Origin of the sequence: Bernardetia sp. (assembly GCF_020630935.1) — a bacterium.
Taxonomy (GTDB): domain Bacteria; phylum Bacteroidota; class Bacteroidia; order Cytophagales; family Bernardetiaceae; genus Bernardetia.
In genome coordinates this window covers 1-18,651 of record NZ_JAHDIG010000053.1, presented here as the reverse complement: position 1 = coordinate 18,651, position 18,651 = coordinate 1, and the positions used below count along the sequence as shown (strand labels likewise).

The following is an 18,651-nucleotide window of genomic DNA, read 5'->3' as shown; positions in this document are numbered from 1 at the left end:
CTAATTATCTATCAACTACATCAGAAAACTTAGAAGCAAATAACAATATATATTCTAAGTGTTCAAACCTAAACTCTCAATTTATCATGCCTCCACTCCACACAAATTCGTCTTTAAACAATACTTTGGAAGTTAATATTGCATCCATTTCTTTTCACGTTGAGCAAGCAGCTTATCCAACACTAAAAGCCTATCTAATGGATTTGAAGCGTTGCTTTCCAGAAGATTCAATGACGATTGAGGATATCGAAACAAGAATGGCAGAAGTTCTCTTGGAGCGTTTGAGTATTGATAAAGGAACGATTGACAAAAATGATATTGAAATCATGATTTTGCAAGTCGGAACAGCAAAAGAAATTGCGATTGCAGAAGGTATAGATTTAGATTTAGGTTATTTTGAGCGAAAAGACCAATGGCAAACTCTCAAAAAAGCTGCTCCTAAAAAAGAATTGCGTAGTGTAGGCAAAAAATTTACACTCAAAAAGAGAGATAAAAAAATTGGTGGTGTAGCCTCTGGAATTGCTGATTATTACAATATTGACCCAGCTTTTGTTCGTTTGGGTTTTGTAGCTAGTCTTTTTGCTGGTGGATTTGGTATTCCTCTGTATGCAGCCTCTTGGTTAGCAATGCCAAAAGACCCTAAGGAAGGAATGTTAGAAAAACAAGAATCAACATCTGCACTTGCCAAAACGAAGCGTTTTATGCGTAGCATGGTCGATAAAAAAGTAGGTGGTGTAGCTTCAGGAATTGCAAAATATTTTGGTATTGATGAGACAATAGTACGCTTGCTTTTCATTGGAACTCTATTCTTAGACGGATTCGGACTTTTAGCTTATTTAGCTCTTTGGATTGCTATGCCAGAAGCAAAAAGCCTACAAGAGCAAATTGACTTGGAAGAAAAACCTTCTTTCTTGGAAGATGAGAGTTTTAAAGCTAGAGTAGCACAAGTAGAAAGTCAGTTTGAAGATACTGTAAGCTCAACAGCTTCAAAAATCAAAAATTCTAAATTCTTTAAAAAACACTTTTAGATAAATTATAAGTGGTAAATGATAACTATTCATTTCTGCAAAACTCCTTAAAGCATCATAATAATTGTTTTAAGGAGTTTTTTCTTGTCTAAACACAAACAACTAAAAACAAAGTTTTTCAACTAAAATTTTAGTCAATACATATTTTTTGTTTAGATTTGTCAAATTATTATTATCTTTTTTGTAAGGATAACCATGCGTTATCCCTTTTAGCATTAAAATATGCAACTCTCATTTCTAAAAACTGTCCTTCTTTGTTTATTTTTTACTGTTGTTAGTTATACTATTGCTTTCTCACAACGCAAACCAGAACGCATCATAGAAAAAGAAGAAGTGGAAAAATTTAAAACTAGACTAGACTCTACAATTTGTCTTTATACGACAGATTCACTGTATAGAAAACCCATTTTAGAAATCGGAAACAATGCTTTTATAGATTCTCTGATAGAATATAATTTACAAGAATTTGCCTTTTACCTAAACCACTATTGGTATGAATTAGACAATAATACAGCTTTATCCCTTGAAAATACTGCTCCACAAGAGGGTTACGTTCATGGAGAAGATGAAAAATTTGGATTTCATAGAAAGTCAAGATTTTGTAGTTGTGGTAGAGAACATGTTTGGGGAAATGGGTGGAAAGGAGAAAGATTGAAGTCTGATGAATATACACACTATTTAAGGTATGGCTCTTTATGGTGGCGTTTATTTCGTTATAATAAAAAGAATTTCTATAATCGAATAGCTCAAGGCAAGTCTGGATTTAGAAAAATAGCTGTTAAAAGAGGCAGACGCAGAGCTTCTTACGAAACCAATTTATGGAACTATAACTCTACACGTTATAATTTAGATTATTTAGTAAACGGATTTGAGAAAAAAGAAATCTTAGAAGGAAATATTGGCTATTTAAAATGTTCGTTCTTACCTACTGCTAATTATGTAGATGAGCGTTTCATAAAAAACTTAATTCAAGAATTTCTCTTTACAGATGCCTTGATTTTAGATTTAAGAGAAGCTAGTTTTTACAAACCTGAAAGTAAATTCTTTACAAAAGACAAAAGTATCAATGAAATGAGCGTACCCATTTGGTTTGTGGAGCGTTTTTTTCGTCCAGACACAACCTATAATTTAGGAACAGCAAAAGTTTTTCACACTAGAGAATATTTAAAAGATAATGGAAAGCCACGCAGGAAAACAGTAGAAAACCCTACTATTTCTCTAATGACAAAAACCGAAGAAGTAAAACCTTTCTTCAAAGGAGGAAATTATTTATACCATTACTCTCATTATCCATTAGAAGTAGATAAAAACTATGAAAAATACTACACCTTGCGTTATTATGAGCGTCCTATTTATATCTTAACGGACAGAAACACCTCTGATATAGCTGAATGGATAGCAAAAGTTTTACAAAAATATAGAAATGCTATTGTGATAGGCGAAGACACAAAAGGACAAAATACAATCACTCGCTCTGTGGGTGTTAGTGCGTATGCTTGGCTCAATGTCCCAGATATAGAAATTAGTTTAACAGAAAATGAAGAAGATTTTGTAGTAAAACCCAATATTTTTGTCTCTGCTTATGATACAACAAGTGTAGATAAGGCTTTTGACATTGCTTACAAAATGGCTTATGAACAAAGCATTTTAAAAAGCGATTTTACTTATATCCGAAAGTATGGAAAACGTTTTAAGCAGTTAGAAAATATTACCAAGCCACAACCTAATTCGTATATTTTGCCCAAAAATGCAGGAGAATTTCTAGGAAGTTATGGCTTAGGAAAAGAAATCATCTTCAAAGACGGAAAACTATGGCTCAAAAATTATCAACATCTTTCCGTACTTCACCAAACTACTCCAAATACATTTTTAGTGGAAAGTGGACTACAAAAAAGAACAGACAGAACGCCTTATGAAACGGTAGCCCAACCGATTTATGTATTTTTCAAGAAAAACCTAGAAAAAGAGAATGAAACAGATTCTGTAATGAATATGTTTGTGCGTTATGGCGATTTCACAAGTGCAAAATTTACACAGATTGAAAAATATAATTTCAAAAAGTTTATCAAAGAAAATCAAGTTATTGATACTACCAAAATCATCAGACCAACAATTTCTTACCCATTTTCAAAAATGAGTAAGGAGGAAAAAATGACGTTGTTCAGAGGATTTACAATGCAGAGAAATCTCTTTAAAGCCTTTCCAAACTTTAGTTTTACTCTTCTTTCAGAAAATGAAATATTGAAAGACGATTTAGAAAATAAATTAAGCGTTTTTCTTTTTTGGTCGCCAACATCAACAAAATCTATTGAAGCTATTCCAATACTCAACAAAATGATTGAAACCTATTCATCTAACAATATCACTTTTTATGGTTTTACAGAAAGCAAAAAAAAAGAAGTAGAAGAATTTTTAATTGGAACGCCATTTTATGCTGATATTATTCCAAGTAGCAACTCTATTTTTGAGGATTTATATATTCCAACAAGCAGCGAACCTGTTGTTTTGGTATTGGGAAAAGAGGGAAAGTTTCTTTTTGGAGAGGTTTTGAATAGAGAAACCCTAGAAAAAATGGAATATGTTCTTTCCAATCAGATATTGAAATAAAACTTTATTTTTAGACGGTTACTAGCTTAGAAAACAAAAAACTACTATTTTCGTCTTCATTGATGTATTTTTAGTTCTACTTATTTTTCTAATGCTTAAATTTTCTCTTGTCGTTCCTTATCGCAACAGAGATGTAGAGGTTGCTAAAAGATGTATCTCTTCTCTCATCAACCAAAGTATATTTCAAAATAATAATATACCAGTAGAAGCAGAAATTTTCTTCATAGATTATGGAAGTGATATAGAGAAATCTTCCGAATTAGAAAAGTTTTGTCAAGAGACTGACCTTATTACTTATATCTATACTGAAACAAGAGGAAAGTTTTGGTGCAAGCCCGAAGCACTCAATTTGGCTCTAAACAAAGCAACAGGAGATTATTTCATAACTATTGATGTAGATATGATTCATCTTCCCAACTTTTTAGAGGAAATTAGCCATTATGTAGAACAAAATACACTTCTTCATTATCAATGTTATTACTTGCCTTCAAATTTTGACTATACAAATTACTTAAACACGCTTCAAAATACAGACGTTACATCTTTAGACGAAAGTAGCAAAACTTCAGCACTAGGAATATTTGCTGTCAAAACTTCTGAATTAAAACACATTGGAGGCTTCGATGAGTATTTTAGAATGTGGGGAATTGAAGATAAAGACATCCATTATCGCCTATCTAGGAATTTAGATGTCAAATGGTTTCCTTTGGAAAAGTCTCCAGTTTTTCATCAATGGCATCCTGTATCTAACAATCCACTTGCACAGCCAAAAGGTTGGGAAAAAACTGTCATTGACCATTATCACAACAAATACGACAAACCTGAATTACTCATTCATAAAAAAACAAATGGCGAAAAATCAGGAAAACTATATAAAAGAGAAGAGCGTCCAGCTTTACATATTTTTGAAAATGGCAATCTAAAATCTAATTTTAACTTTGAGTTTCCTATCGAAAAGGCGTACTCTAGTTTTATAAGTCAGTTTATGAAATTAGAAAAAAATGAACCCTTAATATTGAATCAATCTTTTTCTTTGATAGATGAAAATGCAACAAGCAAAGCAGCCAAAGGAGTACGAAAAATTAATACTCTGTTAGAAAAAGTAAAGGTTTCATACAGAATGACAGAGCTTCTAAAACATACCTATGGAAATATAGACTTTTATCAAGTGCGAGATTTCTTATTTTATTTTATTGTTGATTTTGAGGATTTTATTGAAGATTATTACTACGAACAAGAAAATGGAACTAATGGAAATCCAGAAAAAATCACTTTGATTTTATTTAAAAAGTAACTTTTACACAAAAAAATCAGCAGCAATTCCATCAGCAAATAATTTTCCTTTTTCTGTCAGAACAATTTTGTCATTCTTTAATTCAATCATTTGATTTTTTGTAAGTTTTGAAATCGTTTCAGACTGATTTTCTAAGAGGTTGTAATTATATTTTTTTATCAAATGATGTATGTCTATTCCCCAAATCGTCCGAAGAGAAGTCAAAAAATACTCATTGATTCTATCATTTTCTGAAAGCTCATCTATAATTTGAGGCAATGTATTTTTCTCCAAACTTTCTACATACTTTCTATTATTAGCAGCATTCATAAAACGATGTTGCCCATCGTAAGAATGCGCCGAAGCTCCCAAGCCTAAATACGGCTCGTCTTGCCAGTAGGCTGTGTTATGTTTTGAAAACTGATTGGGTTTTGCAAAATTAGAAATTTCGTAATGCAGATAACCGTTTTCTTTAAGTGTTTGCGTCAGAATTTCAAACTGCTGTGCTGCAAACTCTTCATCAATTGGCTTTAACTTTCCTCGTTTTAAATAATTTCCAAAAGGCGTTTTGGGTTCAATAGTAAGACAATACGCAGAAATATGAGGTACATCTAGTGCAAGGGCAAACTCTAAATCTTTTTTCCAAAAAGAATGAGGATTTGATTTTAAAACATCACTTTGCTTTTCAGAATTATTTTTTGGTAATTGTACGCCATAAATCAAATCAATACTAATGTTTTCAAACCCTGCTTTTTGAGCTAATCTGACGCAGTTTTGTGCTTCTTCTGCATTATGCGCCCTATTCATAAATTTTAAAAATGATTCTTCAAACGATTGAATACCGATACTCAAACGATTAAAACCTATTTTTCTAAGGTCTTTCAAAAACTCTAGTGAAGTGAGGTCATCTGGATTAGCTTCAAGCGTAATTTCGGCATTCTCATCAATTTCAAAAGTGGATTTTAGTTTGTCTAAAATATTTTCAAGTTCTGAAACTTCTAAAATAGAAGGTGTTCCTCCACCAAAATAGATGGTTTTGAGTGGTTTTGTACTCTCAAAAAAATGGTTGCGAAGCTCAATTTCTTTTTCTAGTGCAAACAAAAAAGCCTGTTTTTGTTTGAGATTCGTACTAAAATGAAAATCACAATAATGACAGGCTTGTTTGCAAAATGGAATGTGAATATATATCATATAGTTTCACACACTAAAGTGTATGCTACATTTTAAGATAAGAATACTTTTTTAACAATAATAAAAATCAGTCCTAATAAAAAAACGGTAATCGAAATTTTATTGATGGTGTGCATAGCACGAATATTGAAGTTGGCTGAATTTTTCTTCGTAAAAAAATACGTCAAGACAGGCATCAGCGCAAAATAATCTTTTAAGCTATTTTTTTTCTTACGGACAATTTTTTCAGAGTTATTTGAAGAATCTATATTTGCTTTTGTAGTTTGCATAGCTGGGAAAGAATTAAAAATTACGAATTAAAAATTACGAATTAAATTATTTGACTAACATAAAACGCTACTTTTAATACTTTAAGAGAGTATAACTATTTTCTACAATCTCTTGAACAACATTTTTGTTTTTTCTATCACAAAGATATGAAAATCTTTACTGTTGTTGGTGTTCGCATCAATGACATTATTTACTCTTTCTTAGTCAAATCCATGAGGTTTACCTGTGTAGGATTCTTATTTATCTCATCTCTTTCAATATTTCCATCACGCATAAAGACCACTCGGTGAGCGTAATTAGCAATATCTTCTTCGTGCGTAACCATAATGATTGTGTTTCCTTTTTTATGCAGCTCTGCAAACAAGTTCATAATTTCATACGACGTTTTGGTATCTAGGTTTCCTGTTGGTTCGTCTGCCAAAATAATACTTGGGTTATTTATCAAAGCTCTTGCAATCGCCACACGCTGACGCTGCCCTCCCGACAGTTCGTTTGGTTTGTGATGGTAACGGTCGCCAAGCCCTACGTCTTCTAAGGCTTTTTTTGCTTTTGCTTCACGTTCTTTCTTGCTATATCCTGCATAAATCAAGGGCAAGGCTACATTATCTAATGAAGAAGCACGAGGCAAAAGGTTAAAAGTCTGAAAGACAAAACCAATTTCTTTATTTCTAATTTCTGCCAGTTCATCTTCCGAAAGTCGGCTTACATCTCGCTTATTCAAAATATATGAACCACTTGTGGGCGTATCCAAACAACCCACAATGTTCATCAGTGTAGATTTTCCAGAACCAGAAGGTCCCATAAATGCGACATATTCGCCAAAATTAATGGAAATAGAAACCGATTTGAGCGCATGAATGATTTCATCTCCCATTTTATAACGCCTAGATATTTTTTCTGTACGGATAACTTCGTTCATCTTGTATTTTTTTGTATTCTTGATTTACAACACATTAGTAGCAACTTTGAAAACAGTATTACAGTTTTGAGATTTTTATTGGTAAATTTGTATAAAACTTTATGATAAATAACAATGGACCCAAACTTCATAAACACACGCATACAGGAAAGTATTGCTACAAAAGAGCGAATCCTAACAAATGAATCTTTGTTAGAAAACATTTCAAAAGCTGCGCAGGCTTGGAAAATAGCCTTTCAAAACGATAAAAAAGTTCTTTTTTGTGGAAATGGTGGAAGTGCTGCCGATGCACAGCATATTTCTGCCGAACTTTCTGGGCGTTTCTACAAAGACCGAAAACCACTTTTTTCTGAAGCTCTGCACGTCAATTCTTCGTATATGACAGCCGTAGGAAATGATTATGGCTACGATATTGTTTTTGAAAGAATGGTACAGGCAATGGGACGAAAAGGCGACGTTTTAGTAGCCATTTCTACTTCTGGAAATTCGCCTAATATTGTAAAAGCCGTAGAAGCAGCCAAAAAAATTGGAATGATTACTATTGGAATGACAGGTAGCAAAGGAGGAAAATTAAAAGAGCTTTGTGATATAATTTTGAATGTTCCTTCTGACGATACGCCACGCATACAGGAAAGTCATATTTTGATAGGACATATTTTGTGTGAATGGGTGGAAAATGCTTTATTTGAATAAAATGTAGGTCAGACTTCTAGTCTGACTAAAAATACTTTTCTCATACAGACTAGGAAGTCTGTATTACAGTTATGCTAGAAAGTTTATATTCAATTTGGAAAAAACATGGTATTCAAAAAGCGTATCTGTTTGGTTCATATTCAAGAAAACAACAAAAGCCAAACAGCGATATAGATTTTTTAATAGAACATGCTACGGATTTTTCTTTATTTGATTTGATAAATTTACAATTAGATTTAGAAAAAAAACTAAGGCTTGAAGTAGATTTGATTAGTAATAATTCGGTTTCCAAATTCTTAAAAGATTCTATAAACCGAGATAAAATACTTATTTATTCACAAAATGAGGTTGTACCAAAAACAGATGTGTAACAAATTGAGTAAGTTTGGTAATTGATTTATATTGTATTATAAAATACGAAGAAAAAATATTGAATTTGACTGGTTACTGATTACTGGTTACTGATTACTGAAAAAATGATTTTAAGAGCAGATAATTTAGTCAAACGCTACGGTGGCAGAACGGTAGTGAATGGCGTTTCGATAGAAGTAAAACAAGGCGAAATTGTAGGTGTTTTGGGGCCCAATGGAGCTGGTAAGACAACTTCTTTTTATATGGTCGTAGGATTAGTAAAACCAAATAGTGGAAGAGTTTATTTGGATGATAGAGACATCACAAAGCTTCCTATGTTTCGCCGTTCGCAGCTAGGAATTGGTTATTTAGCACAGGAAAACTCTGTTTTTAGAGAACTTACTGTAGAAGAAAACATATTAGCTCCTTTAGAAATGCGAAATCTCTCCAAACAGGAGCAGCGTGAAAAAATGGAGGAACTCATTGAAGAGTTTCGTTTGAAACGCTTCAAAAAAACAAAAGGAAAACTACTCTCTGGTGGTGAGCGTCGTCGTACAGAAATTGCTAGGGCTGTGGCTACGAACCCAAACTTTATCTTACTAGATGAACCTTTTGCTGGTGTTGACCCTATCGCTGTGGAGAATATCCAAATGTTGGTAGCAAAACTAAAACAGAAGAATATTGGTGTTCTTATCACAGACCATAAAGCAGATGAGACGCTTTCGATTTGTGATAAAGTCTATATTATGTTTGAAGGTGACCCTTTCGCTGATGGAACTCCAGAAGAAGTATCGGCTCACAAAGGTGTAAAAGATGTTTACTTTGGTAGTAAGTACGAATACAAGCGTAAAGTATTTGACTTTGATAAAGATTTTAAAGATGAATTTTAAAAAATCATTGTATTGTTTGTGGATTTATATTTTTATCAGTCTTATTTTTTTTAGTTGCCAAAAAGTAGAAAAAAAACAGTTTGAGGATAGTTATATTTCTGCCATTGACTCGCTCATCGAATCTACTACTGTTAAGCCTTTTAATGGAGTTGTTTTGATGGTAAAAGATGGAAAACAAATCTATTCTAAAACTCAAGGCTTTGCAAACAGAGAGAAAAAAATTCCTCTGACGCCTGAAAATCAATTTGTTATTGGTTCTATAAGTAAGCAAATAACGGCTGTTATGATTTTGCAAGAATATGAAAAAGGCAGTATAAATCTTAATGAACCTATACGCACCTATTTTCCAAACGTAAAACAAAAATGGGCTGATTCTGTAACCGTTCATCATCTCTTGACGCACACACACGGCATTAGAAACTTAAATGAACCACTAGCATTTCCTTTGGGAAGCAAGTTTGAATACTCTCAATTAGGGTTTAAACTTCTTGCTAATATTTTGGAAAACGTAAAAAAGCAATCTTTTGAAGAAATTTCAACTACTTTTTTCAAAACTATTGGACTGAAACATACTGCTTATCCTAGCATCGAAAACAAAAAAATGATAACAGCAGGTTACACAGAAACAGAAAGTGGAAATATTATCTATGAGGAAAATACATTTCAGAATTATGTAGCAGCAGGAAGTTTTATTTCTACAGCACAGGATTTAGTAAAGTGGAACACACTCCTTCATAATGGAAAATTACTCAAAAATGAAACTTTTAAGCTAATGACCAAACAGTATGAAACAAGAAAACATCCTATTTTTGGAAGTATTGAATACGGTTATGGTCTTACGTTTCAAAAAAATGAGCAGGATATTCAGATTGGAGCATTAGGGTTTGCCCCTGGATTTGTGTCTTCTAACTTTTATTTTCCTCAAACAAAAACAAGCCTTATCATATTAGAAAATACGGCTTATAAATTACCTAATTTTAAAAAGACATTTTACCATCATACTGAATTATTGAAAACAGTAAAGAATAATAATCAACCAAATTAAAAATGCAAAAAATAAAATCAACAACCGTCCTTGCCATTTCTCACAACGGACAAATTGCCATTGGAGCAGACGGACAGGCAACTATGGGAAATACAGTAGCCAAATCTACTGTCAAAAAAATTCGTAAAATTGCAGATGGAAAAGTAATTACAGGCTTTGCTGGCTCAACTGCCGATGCCTTCACACTTTTAGAACGCTTCGAAGAAAAACTAAACTCGTACGGTGGAAATGTAAAACGCTCTGCCATCGAACTTGCCAAAGATTGGCGTACAGACCGTTACCTTCGTAAGCTAGAAGCAATGATGATTGTGGTAGATAAAAATGGAATCTTAAATATTTCGGGTTCTGGAGATGTTATTGAACCAGATGAAGAAGTAGAATCTATCGGCTCTGGAAGTATGTATGCAAAATCAGCTGCTATTGCGCTCAAACGCCACGCACCACACCTTTCAGCAGAAGAAATGGTAAAAGAAGCACTCACTATTGCTGCTGATACGTGTATTTATACAAACCATAACTTTATGATAGAAACACTTTAGAATTAATGATAAATGGTTAATTATTAATGATGAATGAAAAGCCAACTACTAAATTTTTCATTGTTCGTTATTCATTTTCAATTAATTCGAAAAGTTTCCTCCAATAAAATAACGCTCGTCTCCTTTGATGAGCGTTCCTTCAAAATTTCCTTTGGTTATTCCAGCCGAATCCAAAACGGACAAATGTACCGTTCCATCTTCTAGGTCACCTTCAATTTTTTCTTGTCCTTGTGTGAGCATTACATGGACGGTGGCATAAGGAAGATTATTTTGAGCTATTGGATAAGAACCCGTTTGTATTTTTTCTGCAAACAACAAAACCTTTGCGTGTTTATTGCTCACGCTTAGTTTTTCACTTTCGCTAGAGCTTTCACTGGCAATGTCACTCTCACTTCTTGCATCATCTAAGACGATTACTCTTTCTATTTTGAAAGTCTGTTCTGGAATGGAAATTTGTCGTAGAGCTTCTGTGGGTGCTTCTTCGTAGAGTTCATCCTGTGCTTCATCTAGCTTTTCTCGTTTTTTCTTATCCGACATTGCTCCTGCTTCTGTACTTTCTTGGTTACTCGTCGGCATAGAGCCTGATTTGTTAGCAGAAGAACAAGATTGGAAAATAACGATAAGACAGCACACAGAAAGTATATATTTCATATTTAAAATGGTATTTTGATATCAAGATTATGTCATCAAAAATAGGGTAAATTCATCGTTTTTCAGAAAAACTATGGTTTTTAGAAAATCAATACCTATTTTGTTTTGCATCATTGTCTAAACTTAAGGAATATAAACCAAGATTATAAGGCAGTAAATCATCATTAATATCTCTAATAAGACTTGTTAGCATTTCTTTATGCTCTCTTATAGCTGATAAATCTGTTTCAAATTCTGAATCTTCTTCATACAGTTCTATCATTTTTTGTGTCTCCAAAATTAGATGTAACGTTCTAAATATAGATTTTTCGCAAGCTCTTTTATTCATTTTATTTGATATAATGTAGAGAATAGAATTACTATTCTTGAAGCAAAAATACAGTAAAATAATTTCATATCTACTTCTTATTCCTATAAAAATCTATCAAAAACCCGAAGCCAGCGACAGAAAACACAAGACCCAGAACTCCAAAAATGAGAGACATTCCATACAGCGAAAAAAACGAAATCTCAACTTCAGTATTCGGCTCATTTGGGAAGTAAACAATCTCTACACTATCGCCCACGCTGTACGGTTCATAATCTGACGTAGCATTGCTCACAAAGGTTATGGTATTATTTTCTTCGTCTTGATATTCAAAAATGGGAGTATATTCATAGCCTTCAAAATCTTGTTCTTCTCCTAAATCAATAACAAGAGCTTTAGTCTTTTTTCCATTTTCTAATAAAAATGAGCTTTGTTTGTAGTTACTAAAGGTAATGAAGAGAAATACCCAACCTAGTAACAATAAAAATCCAAAAATGAGAGGTTTCATAAATTATAATTTGAAAAGTATATTAGATATTTTTTACTCCAAAGATTCCTTCAAAACTACTCTATCATCAAAATCAAAACGCTCTCCATTTATTTCTTGATAGGTTTCGTGTCCTTTTCCAGCCACTAAAATAATATCGTCTTTACTTGCCATACTACAAGCTCTTTCAATGGCTTCTTTGCGTAAAACTATCGTCTGATATTTTGAAGGCTCTACTTCTTTTACCCCCTCTAACATATCTTGTAAAATATCTTCTGGCTTTTCTGTTCTTGGATTATCTGATGTAAAAATGCTCCACGTACTATAATTCGTAGCTATTTTTGCCATTTCTGGTCGTTTGGTTTTATCTCTATCTCCTCCACAGCCCACAACAGTAATTAGATTTTGATGAGGCTTTTTTATCTCGCTAATTGTTTTTAAAATATTTTCAAGTGCATCGGGCGTATGAGCATAATCTACAATCGCATGAACTCCTAAAGATGACGTATAACGCTGAAAACGACCATTTACTCCTTTTATATTGGAAAGCTCTGTCAAAATTTCATCTTCATCTTCTCCCAAAAGCATCGCCACAGCATAGACAGCCAAGAGATTGTAGGCATTAAAATGTCCGATGAGTTTTGTCCATGTTTCTTTACCATTGATTTGCCCGTTAAGACGCTCTTCTATCTGTAATTGCATTCCTTCAAAAGAACTATCCATAATTCTGACTTTATAATCAGACATAGATTTCATAGAATATGTTACGTGTTTTGCCTTACAGTTTTGAAGCATAACCAAACCTCGCTTGTCGTCTTGATTGACAAGTGCAAAAGCTGTTGTGGAAAGCATATCAAAAAAGCCTTTTTTTGCTCTGATATATTCAGCAAATGTTTTATGATAATCTAAATGGTCGTGTGAAATATTTGTAAACACAGCTCCTTTAAAATGCAGTCCTTCAATGCGTTTTTGTACGACAGCGTGTGAGCTTACCTCCATAAAAACGTGAGTACAGCGTTTTTTTACCATTTCTGCCAATAGCTTATTGAGTTCGACAGGATTTGGGGTAGTATGCGTAGATGGATAAATACGAGTTTTTATTTTGTTGTGAATAGTAGAAATAAGTCCGACGTTGTATCCTAGTTTTTTAAATAATTTGTACAAAATTGTTACAACTGTTGTCTTACCATTCGTACCTGTAACACCTACCAATTTTAGTTTTTTAGACGGGTTTCCATAATAGTTCCCTGCCAACAATCCTAAGGTTTTGGCTGTATTTTCTACCTTTACATAGATAACTTCCTTTTCCAAATACACAGGCAAAATTTCACAGACAATAGCCTTTGCTCCATCTTGAATAGCTTGCTTTATGAACTGATGCCCATCAGCCACCGTACCTTTCAAGGCTACATAAATATCATTTGGTTTTATCTTACGAGAGTCAAATTGAATTTCATTGATAGTAGTGTCTAAATCTCCGTGTAAAGACTCTACTTTTATATTTTTGAGTAACTCTATTATTTTCATGACTAATTATTTTTTATTGGGAAGGTCTGTTTTAGTAGTGCTTATTTTTTTAATCTATTCCAAGTAACTTTGTTTTGATTCTTGGTTACAAAATCAATAAAGTAGTCCAACTAAGTTTCCTATATAAATAAAAAAAACAACGCAATTTAATCAAAAATGCGTTGTTTTCTCTTGTTATTTAAAATCAAGTGTTATATCAACATAGGTAATAAAACAAGAATAACTCCTACAATGATAGTTCCTATTCCAGCTGTTACAAAACTGGTAAATAAGCCAACTACTCCCAAAATAATGAGTAAAATTCCAATGAATCTCAATATTCCACCAAGAGCAGTAGAATCTTTACTTTCTTTAATAGACTTTTTTTCTGCTTTAGCTTGTTTCTTTTCTATCTTTTTGAGCTTCTTAGTTAGCATCTTGGCAGCTAGTCGCTGTTTGAAGTTCATTTTAGATTTGTTCGCTTCTAGCTTTTCTACAAGTTCTTTAGAAGTGATAGTCTTTTCCGACGCTGTTTTTGTAGTTGCTTTAGCTTCTGATTTATTCGCTTCAGAAACTAAACTATTAGAACTACTTTCGGCAGGCATAAAGCCAAAAGATGAGAATGTGACAAAAAATGAGAGGATTACAATAAAAAAATACTTCATATTAATAAAAAATTAAAGATTAAAAAAATAGTGATTCCTAAATAGGACTTTCGCAAAATCAATTTTAGAAAAAATATTATTTTGTTTTATCATCTGTAAGAAAAAGGCACGCCTTTTCACTAACAAAAGAAAACATTTTTATCAAAATAAAATTTGTTTGTTATGTCAATGTGCGAGAGTTCTACTAGACTAAAATGTAGGAACAAGAAAATCAGAAAATTGAAGTTTTACTGATTTTCTTCCACAAAAAATTAAATAAGTTCTGGCAATAAGTAAACAAATATACCTACTATAATAGTAACTATACCTCCATAAAGGTTTAAAAATATGATACTTACAACACCTAAAACAATAAGTAAAATACCTAAAAGATGAAATAATTCTGTTGAACCTTTACTCTTTTTTGAATCCTTTACCTCTTTCTTCTCTGCTTTTTTAAGTTTTTTGATAAGAAGTTTGCTTGCTAGGCGTTCTTTCAGGCTCATTTCTTTCTTATTAGCTTCGTAGTTGGCTTCCATTTTTTGTTGAAGCTCTTTGGCAGTCATTTGTTTGACTTCTTTCTTTGTTTCTGTTTTCGCTTTGTTTTCTGATTCAGTTTTTGGTTTTTCAGAGGCAACGGCTGCACTTGCTGATGCACTAGCAGACTCTGCTGGCATAAATGCAAACGAAGAAAATCCGAATACTAAAAGTAGGAGAGTTAAAAAGGTAGTTTTCATAAAAATTGGGGTTAGATTGAAAAAAATATATAACTTGAATAAAAAAAAGTTCTAAAAAAATAAAAGGATAAGCTCTGTGAGAAGTGGAAATGCCACCATAAAAAATAATGCTATTGAGCCTCCAAGAGCCAACCAAAGCAAAAACTTTGCAAACTTTGATATACTTTCACTAAAAAGAATCAGTATCAGAGAAAAAATTGCAATACAAGAAAATAAAACTCCAAAAATAATATTTCCTGTCAGAAAACTCATCACAGTTCCTAAGGTAGCTGCCCAAGCTATTAGACCAAGCGTATGTTTTGTTGTCCAGTAAAGCTGTTTTTTTGCATCTTTTTTAGCTTTTTTGCGATTCTTATTTTTTAGAACTAGCTTTAGAATAGAAAGTTTTTTTCTAAGTGAAATTTTATTCTCATTCTTCCTATTTTTCACAACTTTAGTTCTGTAAATGTTTTTACTTGTAGAATTTTTCCAATAATTTAACGTGTGTTTTTTGTCTGATGTAGCTACTTTAGTGTTTGGTTTTGCCTCTGCTATCTTTTCAGAAGAACACGAAAAAACCAAACCTTTGGCTTTTGGAAATAAAGCAAAGAAAAATACAGCAACAAGCAAAGTAAATTTTAGTTTTATCATAAGTAGCTATGTTTGTGGAGAGTTGAAAACAGAATATCTAAAAAATGACTAACTTTCCAAAAGTATATTTCTCAAGAAAGTTATTCATTTATCTATCGTATTGCAGAAAGAAACTCAATCCATTATGTTTGTAACTAGAGATTTTCAACTTTTACAAAACATATAAAGAAGAGTGATTAAGTCATAACAAAATATGAAAATTATAAATAAAAAATATTTTTTCCATCTAACTGTCTTATTTTTTAGCTTTGCTTTCTGCAATTTTTACAGCTTCGGACAGACAGAGAACGAAAAAAACAACCTTCCTAAAATAACAGGTTCTTTTTCAAAAGATAGCTTAAAAATGGGAAAACATATTCCGTTTAAAGTGGTCTTTGTACACCAATACGATAAAGAGGTTATTTTTGCAGATTCTACCTACAACTTCAAGCCCTTTGAATGGGTCAAGACAGAGGCTTTTCCCACACAAACTACGTCAGAAGGCATCGCTACTGATAGTGCCATTTATTGGCTAAGAACTTTCGAACTAGATACTATCCAATCCCTCAAACTTCCTGTTTTTGTATTAAATCAAAACACAGGCGATACGTTGAAATATTTTACAGAGGTTTCCACCAAAGAGACGGATTTTGTTTTGGCTCAAGACACTTTAGAAAGGATGTTAAGGGAAGATGATATTACTTTTTATAAGAATACGACTTTTATAGACATTCCACGCTTCACAAATTATCCTTTATACGGATTGGCATTTGTTGTTTTGGTAGTAGCCATAATTTTGTTTTTTGTCTTTTTTGGAGAAAGTATTCGAAGAAGCTACCGTTTGAAACGCCTACAACGCCAACACGAAAAGTTTATTCAAGAATATGCTAATCAGTTAGGAAGTATTGAAAATCCAGAAGCCACTGACCATACATTAGGAATGTGGAAATCGTATATTGAAAAGCTCAAAAATGAGCCTTTTACCACCTATACTTCTAGTGAAATTGCTCGCTTGACAAAAAATGAAGCCTTAGGACAAAACTTGAAAGTCATCGATAGGGCAATTTATGGAGGACAAATAGATAAAAATACAGAGCTTGCTCTTCAAAATTTAAAAAACTATGCCATCAATATTTTTGAAAAACGTTTGGCAGAACTGCGAGTAACTTCTGAAAACGAACTAAATAAACAATCTCAACAGTAAGGAATAAAAAGGAAATTAAATCAAGAAAAAATGTTTAGTAAGTCAAGTTTTGAATGGTTAGATTTTAAATGGTTCACTATCGAAATGCTTCAAAGTTTCGACTGGCAGAATTCATTTTGGCTCTACGCTATTATTGGAGTTCCATTATTATTTGTCTTGAAATGGCTCATTTTTGTAAAATTTAGACAAAAATTAGAAGTTGCTTTTCCAGACACTAGCTTAAAATCAGACTTTTGGACAATCTTACGACACATACCCAAGCTATTTTTTAGTCTGTTTTTGATTTTTATCTTGATTGCGCTTGCTCGCCCTCAAAAAACTTCGGAACAACCTCCAGAGCAATACACAGAAGGAATTGATATAATGCTAGTTTTGGATATTTCAGAATCTATGCAAATTGAAGACCTCAAACCCAATCGTTTGGAATCTGCAAAACAAGTGGCAAATAACTTCATCAAAGGACGTTTACAAGACCGTATCGGAATTGTTGTTTTTGCTGGCGATGCCTTTAGTCTTGCTCCACTTACCACAGACTACGAACTTTTGTATGGCTACTTAGAAGAAATTGATTTTAGAATGATACAACGAGGAGGAACAGCCATTGGAAGTGCCATCGGAGTAGGAACAAACCGAATGAGAGAAAACGAAGAAGTAGAATCAAAAATAATGATTCTCTTGACAGATGGAGAGAGCAATGCAGGAACACTTGACCCTAACACGGCAGCCAAATTAGCTTACGGATACGGTATCAAAATTTATACGATTGGTGTTGGAAAGCAAGGAAGAGTGCCATACAGAAACCGTTTTGGTCAGATACAATATATCGAAAACTCTTTAGACGAGTCTGGAATGAGAGAAATTGCACAAATAACAGGAGGAGAATTTTTTAGAGCGACAGATAACAAATCATTAAGTTCTATTTTTGCTACTATTGATAAATTAGAACGCTCTGAAATCAAGGAAAATAAGTTTACCCTTACCAATGATTATTATGAAATCTACCTCACTTGGGCATTTATATTTTTCATTATTTGGCTAGGCTTGAAAAACACTTTTTTAGTGAGTGCTTTGGAGGATTAGTAAGCTAAAAACAAAAAACCATTCTTTTTACAAGAATGGCTTTCTGTCTTAAAATATTGGCGAAATATCTAGGTTTTAAGTTGTTTTATTTTTCAATTACTTTTTTAAAGTCGTTTTTAATCTGTATTGTAATTTCATTTTTCCCTTGTACAAAAAATGCTTGATTAATTTCGTCTACTTCAAAGTCATTTAGTGTTTTTATAGGAAATTTTTTGAGATTATACTTATCTAATGTGTCTATTTCATTTAGGATTATTCCTTTATCTCCCTCTATTTTCACTTCTATTACATTCACTCTTGGATGGCGAGGGTTTCTATTAAGGGTATCAGGTGATACAACCAAGTAATACTTATTATTGTTATAATGCCTATGTCTAAAAATTTTTCCTAGCTTGTTTTTTTCATCACGAGGTTCATTTGGGATACGATTTAGAAAATGTAATGATAAATCTATTTGATATTGTTCCAAATCTATTATTCCCTGTTGTATTTTTCCATATTTTTTTATTAAATTTTTACTATATAATATCTGTGCTTGGTCAAGCATGAGTTTTGAATCTTTTTTCAATCCATTCTTAGTTGTTTTTCTGATTTCGTACTCTAATTCACAAATCCTTTTA

General features: G+C 32.6%; 21 protein-coding genes. 10 read left to right on the top strand and 11 right to left on the bottom strand.

Features of this window, described 5'->3' with window-relative positions; all coding sequences use genetic code 11:
- Nucleotides 1-86: 86 nt before the first annotated feature.
- The 3 genes from QZ659_RS14465 to QZ659_RS14455 all read left to right on the top strand — a co-directional run bounded on the left by QZ659_RS14465 (nucleotide 87) and on the right by QZ659_RS14455 (nucleotide 4,929).
- Nucleotides 87-1,028: a PspC domain-containing protein gene (locus tag QZ659_RS14465; protein WP_291726617.1), complete on the top strand. Its 942-nt coding sequence runs from the start codon at nucleotides 87-89 to the stop codon at nucleotides 1,026-1,028.
- A 222-nt stretch (nucleotides 1,029-1,250) separates the two neighbouring features.
- On the top strand, nucleotides 1,251-3,635 hold the full coding sequence (locus QZ659_RS14460; RefSeq protein ID WP_291726616.1) for a S41 family peptidase: 2,385 nt from the start codon (nucleotides 1,251-1,253) through the stop codon (nucleotides 3,633-3,635).
- A gap of 91 nt (nucleotides 3,636-3,726) precedes the next feature.
- Nucleotides 3,727-4,929 (top strand): glycosyltransferase, encoded by a 1,203-nt coding sequence (locus QZ659_RS14455; protein ID WP_291726614.1) that lies wholly within the window; start codon nucleotides 3,727-3,729, stop codon nucleotides 4,927-4,929.
- Nucleotides 4,930-4,932: 3 nt separating this feature from the next.
- On the opposite strand, the gene hemW is transcribed toward QZ659_RS14455, so the two are convergent.
- The 3 genes from hemW to QZ659_RS14440 all read right to left on the bottom strand — a co-directional run bounded on the left by hemW (nucleotide 4,933) and on the right by QZ659_RS14440 (nucleotide 7,288).
- Entirely contained in the window at nucleotides 4,933-6,099 is a 1,167-nt protein-coding gene (gene hemW / locus QZ659_RS14450) for a radical SAM family heme chaperone HemW (RefSeq protein WP_291726612.1), read from the bottom strand.
- Nucleotides 6,100-6,131: 32 nt separating this feature from the next.
- Nucleotides 6,132-6,368: a DUF6728 family protein gene (locus QZ659_RS14445; RefSeq protein WP_291726682.1), complete on the bottom strand. Its 237-nt coding sequence runs from the start codon at nucleotides 6,366-6,368 to the stop codon at nucleotides 6,132-6,134.
- Between the two features lie 191 nt (nucleotides 6,369-6,559).
- Entirely contained in the window at nucleotides 6,560-7,288 is a 729-nt protein-coding gene (locus QZ659_RS14440; protein ID WP_291726609.1) for an ABC transporter ATP-binding protein, read from the bottom strand.
- A gap of 114 nt (nucleotides 7,289-7,402) precedes the next feature.
- Between QZ659_RS14440 and QZ659_RS14435 the strand changes: the two genes are divergently transcribed.
- From QZ659_RS14435 to hslV, 5 genes are all read left to right on the top strand, one after another.
- Nucleotides 7,403-7,981: an SIS domain-containing protein gene (locus QZ659_RS14435; RefSeq protein ID WP_291726607.1), complete on the top strand. Its 579-nt coding sequence runs from the start codon at nucleotides 7,403-7,405 to the stop codon at nucleotides 7,979-7,981.
- 71 nt (nucleotides 7,982-8,052) lie between these two features.
- A complete protein-coding gene (locus QZ659_RS14430) occupies nucleotides 8,053-8,352 on the top strand; it encodes a nucleotidyltransferase family protein (protein WP_291726605.1) in 300 nt (99 codons plus the stop codon).
- A gap of 105 nt (nucleotides 8,353-8,457) precedes the next feature.
- Complete coding sequence (lptB, locus tag QZ659_RS14425) at nucleotides 8,458-9,222, top strand: LPS export ABC transporter ATP-binding protein (RefSeq protein WP_291726603.1); 765 nt, start codon at nucleotides 8,458-8,460, stop codon at nucleotides 9,220-9,222.
- Nucleotides 9,212-10,267: a serine hydrolase domain-containing protein gene (locus tag QZ659_RS14420; protein WP_291726601.1), complete on the top strand. Its 1,056-nt coding sequence runs from the start codon at nucleotides 9,212-9,214 to the stop codon at nucleotides 10,265-10,267. The genes lptB and QZ659_RS14420 overlap by 11 nt, the downstream gene beginning before the upstream one ends.
- A 2-nt stretch (nucleotides 10,268-10,269) precedes the next feature.
- Complete coding sequence (gene hslV / locus QZ659_RS14415; RefSeq protein WP_291726599.1) at nucleotides 10,270-10,806, top strand: ATP-dependent protease subunit HslV; 537 nt, start codon at nucleotides 10,270-10,272, stop codon at nucleotides 10,804-10,806.
- Nucleotides 10,807-10,887: 81 nt separating this feature from the next.
- Here the strand turns inward: hslV and QZ659_RS14410 are convergent, their stop codons facing one another.
- The 7 genes from QZ659_RS14410 to QZ659_RS14380 form a co-directional block, all read right to left on the bottom strand.
- Entirely contained in the window at nucleotides 10,888-11,457 is a 570-nt protein-coding gene (locus QZ659_RS14410; protein WP_291726597.1) for a hypothetical protein, read from the bottom strand.
- An 88-nt stretch (nucleotides 11,458-11,545) separates the two neighbouring features.
- The gene (locus QZ659_RS14405; protein WP_291726595.1) at nucleotides 11,546-11,785 is read right to left on the bottom strand and encodes a hypothetical protein; all 240 of its coding nucleotides are present in this window, start codon (nucleotides 11,783-11,785) and stop codon (nucleotides 11,546-11,548) included.
- A gap of 70 nt (nucleotides 11,786-11,855) precedes the next feature.
- A complete protein-coding gene (locus tag QZ659_RS14400) occupies nucleotides 11,856-12,272 on the bottom strand; it encodes a DUF3592 domain-containing protein (protein ID WP_291726593.1) in 417 nt (138 codons plus the stop codon).
- A gap of 33 nt (nucleotides 12,273-12,305) precedes the next feature.
- A complete protein-coding gene (locus QZ659_RS14395; RefSeq protein ID WP_291726591.1) occupies nucleotides 12,306-13,778 on the bottom strand; it encodes a UDP-N-acetylmuramoyl-L-alanyl-D-glutamate--2,6-diaminopimelate ligase in 1,473 nt (490 codons plus the stop codon).
- Nucleotides 13,779-13,969: 191 nt separating this feature from the next.
- The gene (locus tag QZ659_RS14390) at nucleotides 13,970-14,362 is read right to left on the bottom strand and encodes a hypothetical protein (protein WP_291726589.1); all 393 of its coding nucleotides are present in this window, start codon (nucleotides 14,360-14,362) and stop codon (nucleotides 13,970-13,972) included.
- A gap of 311 nt (nucleotides 14,363-14,673) precedes the next feature.
- Nucleotides 14,674-15,138, bottom strand: a complete 465-nt coding sequence (locus QZ659_RS14385) for a hypothetical protein (RefSeq protein ID WP_291726587.1) — start codon at nucleotides 15,136-15,138, stop codon at nucleotides 14,674-14,676.
- A gap of 51 nt (nucleotides 15,139-15,189) precedes the next feature.
- Nucleotides 15,190-15,768 carry a hypothetical protein gene (locus QZ659_RS14380; RefSeq protein ID WP_291726585.1) on the bottom strand — a complete coding sequence of 193 codons (579 nt, stop codon included), beginning with the start codon at nucleotides 15,766-15,768 and terminating at the stop codon, nucleotides 15,190-15,192.
- A gap of 193 nt (nucleotides 15,769-15,961) precedes the next feature.
- On the opposite strand from QZ659_RS14380, the gene QZ659_RS14375 reads away from it, so the two are divergent.
- Both QZ659_RS14375 and QZ659_RS14370 read left to right on the top strand, forming a co-directional pair.
- Nucleotides 15,962-16,951, top strand: coding sequence for a hypothetical protein (locus tag QZ659_RS14375; protein ID WP_291726583.1), 990 nt, complete (start codon nucleotides 15,962-15,964; stop codon nucleotides 16,949-16,951).
- Nucleotides 16,952-16,981: 30 nt separating this feature from the next.
- Complete coding sequence (locus QZ659_RS14370; RefSeq protein WP_291726581.1) at nucleotides 16,982-18,031, top strand: vWA domain-containing protein; 1,050 nt, start codon at nucleotides 16,982-16,984, stop codon at nucleotides 18,029-18,031.
- 85 nt (nucleotides 18,032-18,116) lie between these two features.
- Here QZ659_RS14370 and QZ659_RS14365 read toward each other — a convergent pair.
- Nucleotides 18,117-18,651 (bottom strand): hypothetical protein (locus tag QZ659_RS14365; protein ID WP_291726579.1); only part of this gene is annotated, 535 nt, incomplete at its 5' end.

What these genes read in the sequence shown, in the direction of transcription:
- QZ659_RS14465 (WP_291726617.1), top strand. Translation starts at nt 87, where the DNA reads ATGCCTCCACTCCACACAAATTCGTCTTTAAACAATACTTTGGAAGTT.
- QZ659_RS14460 (WP_291726616.1), top strand. Translation starts at nt 1,251, where the DNA reads ATGCAACTCTCATTTCTAAAAACTGTCCTTCTTTGTTTATTTTTTACT.
- QZ659_RS14455 (WP_291726614.1), top strand. Translation starts at nt 3,727, where the DNA reads ATGCTTAAATTTTCTCTTGTCGTTCCTTATCGCAACAGAGATGTAGAG.
- hemW (WP_291726612.1), bottom strand. Translation starts at nt 6,099, where the DNA reads ATGATATATATTCACATTCCATTTTGCAAACAAGCCTGTCATTATTGT.
- QZ659_RS14445 (WP_291726682.1), bottom strand. Translation starts at nt 6,368, where the DNA reads ATGCAAACTACAAAAGCAAATATAGATTCTTCAAATAACTCTGAAAAA.
- QZ659_RS14440 (WP_291726609.1), bottom strand. Translation starts at nt 7,288, where the DNA reads ATGAACGAAGTTATCCGTACAGAAAAAATATCTAGGCGTTATAAAATG.
- QZ659_RS14435 (WP_291726607.1), top strand. Translation starts at nt 7,403, where the DNA reads ATGGACCCAAACTTCATAAACACACGCATACAGGAAAGTATTGCTACA.
- QZ659_RS14430 (WP_291726605.1), top strand. Translation starts at nt 8,053, where the DNA reads ATGCTAGAAAGTTTATATTCAATTTGGAAAAAACATGGTATTCAAAAA.
- lptB (WP_291726603.1), top strand. Translation starts at nt 8,458, where the DNA reads ATGATTTTAAGAGCAGATAATTTAGTCAAACGCTACGGTGGCAGAACG.
- QZ659_RS14420 (WP_291726601.1), top strand. Translation starts at nt 9,212, where the DNA reads ATGAATTTTAAAAAATCATTGTATTGTTTGTGGATTTATATTTTTATC.
- hslV (WP_291726599.1), top strand. Translation starts at nt 10,270, where the DNA reads ATGCAAAAAATAAAATCAACAACCGTCCTTGCCATTTCTCACAACGGA.
- QZ659_RS14410 (WP_291726597.1), bottom strand. Translation starts at nt 11,457, where the DNA reads ATGAAATATATACTTTCTGTGTGCTGTCTTATCGTTATTTTCCAATCT.
- QZ659_RS14405 (WP_291726595.1), bottom strand. Translation starts at nt 11,785, where the DNA reads ATGAATAAAAGAGCTTGCGAAAAATCTATATTTAGAACGTTACATCTA.
- QZ659_RS14400 (WP_291726593.1), bottom strand. Translation starts at nt 12,272, where the DNA reads ATGAAACCTCTCATTTTTGGATTTTTATTGTTACTAGGTTGGGTATTT.
- QZ659_RS14395 (WP_291726591.1), bottom strand. Translation starts at nt 13,778, where the DNA reads ATGAAAATAATAGAGTTACTCAAAAATATAAAAGTAGAGTCTTTACAC.
- QZ659_RS14390 (WP_291726589.1), bottom strand. Translation starts at nt 14,362, where the DNA reads ATGCCTGCCGAAAGTAGTTCTAATAGTTTAGTTTCTGAAGCGAATAAA.
- QZ659_RS14385 (WP_291726587.1), bottom strand. Translation starts at nt 15,138, where the DNA reads ATGAAAACTACCTTTTTAACTCTCCTACTTTTAGTATTCGGATTTTCT.
- QZ659_RS14380 (WP_291726585.1), bottom strand. Translation starts at nt 15,768, where the DNA reads ATGATAAAACTAAAATTTACTTTGCTTGTTGCTGTATTTTTCTTTGCT.
- QZ659_RS14375 (WP_291726583.1), top strand. Translation starts at nt 15,962, where the DNA reads ATGAAAATTATAAATAAAAAATATTTTTTCCATCTAACTGTCTTATTT.
- QZ659_RS14370 (WP_291726581.1), top strand. Translation starts at nt 16,982, where the DNA reads ATGTTTAGTAAGTCAAGTTTTGAATGGTTAGATTTTAAATGGTTCACT.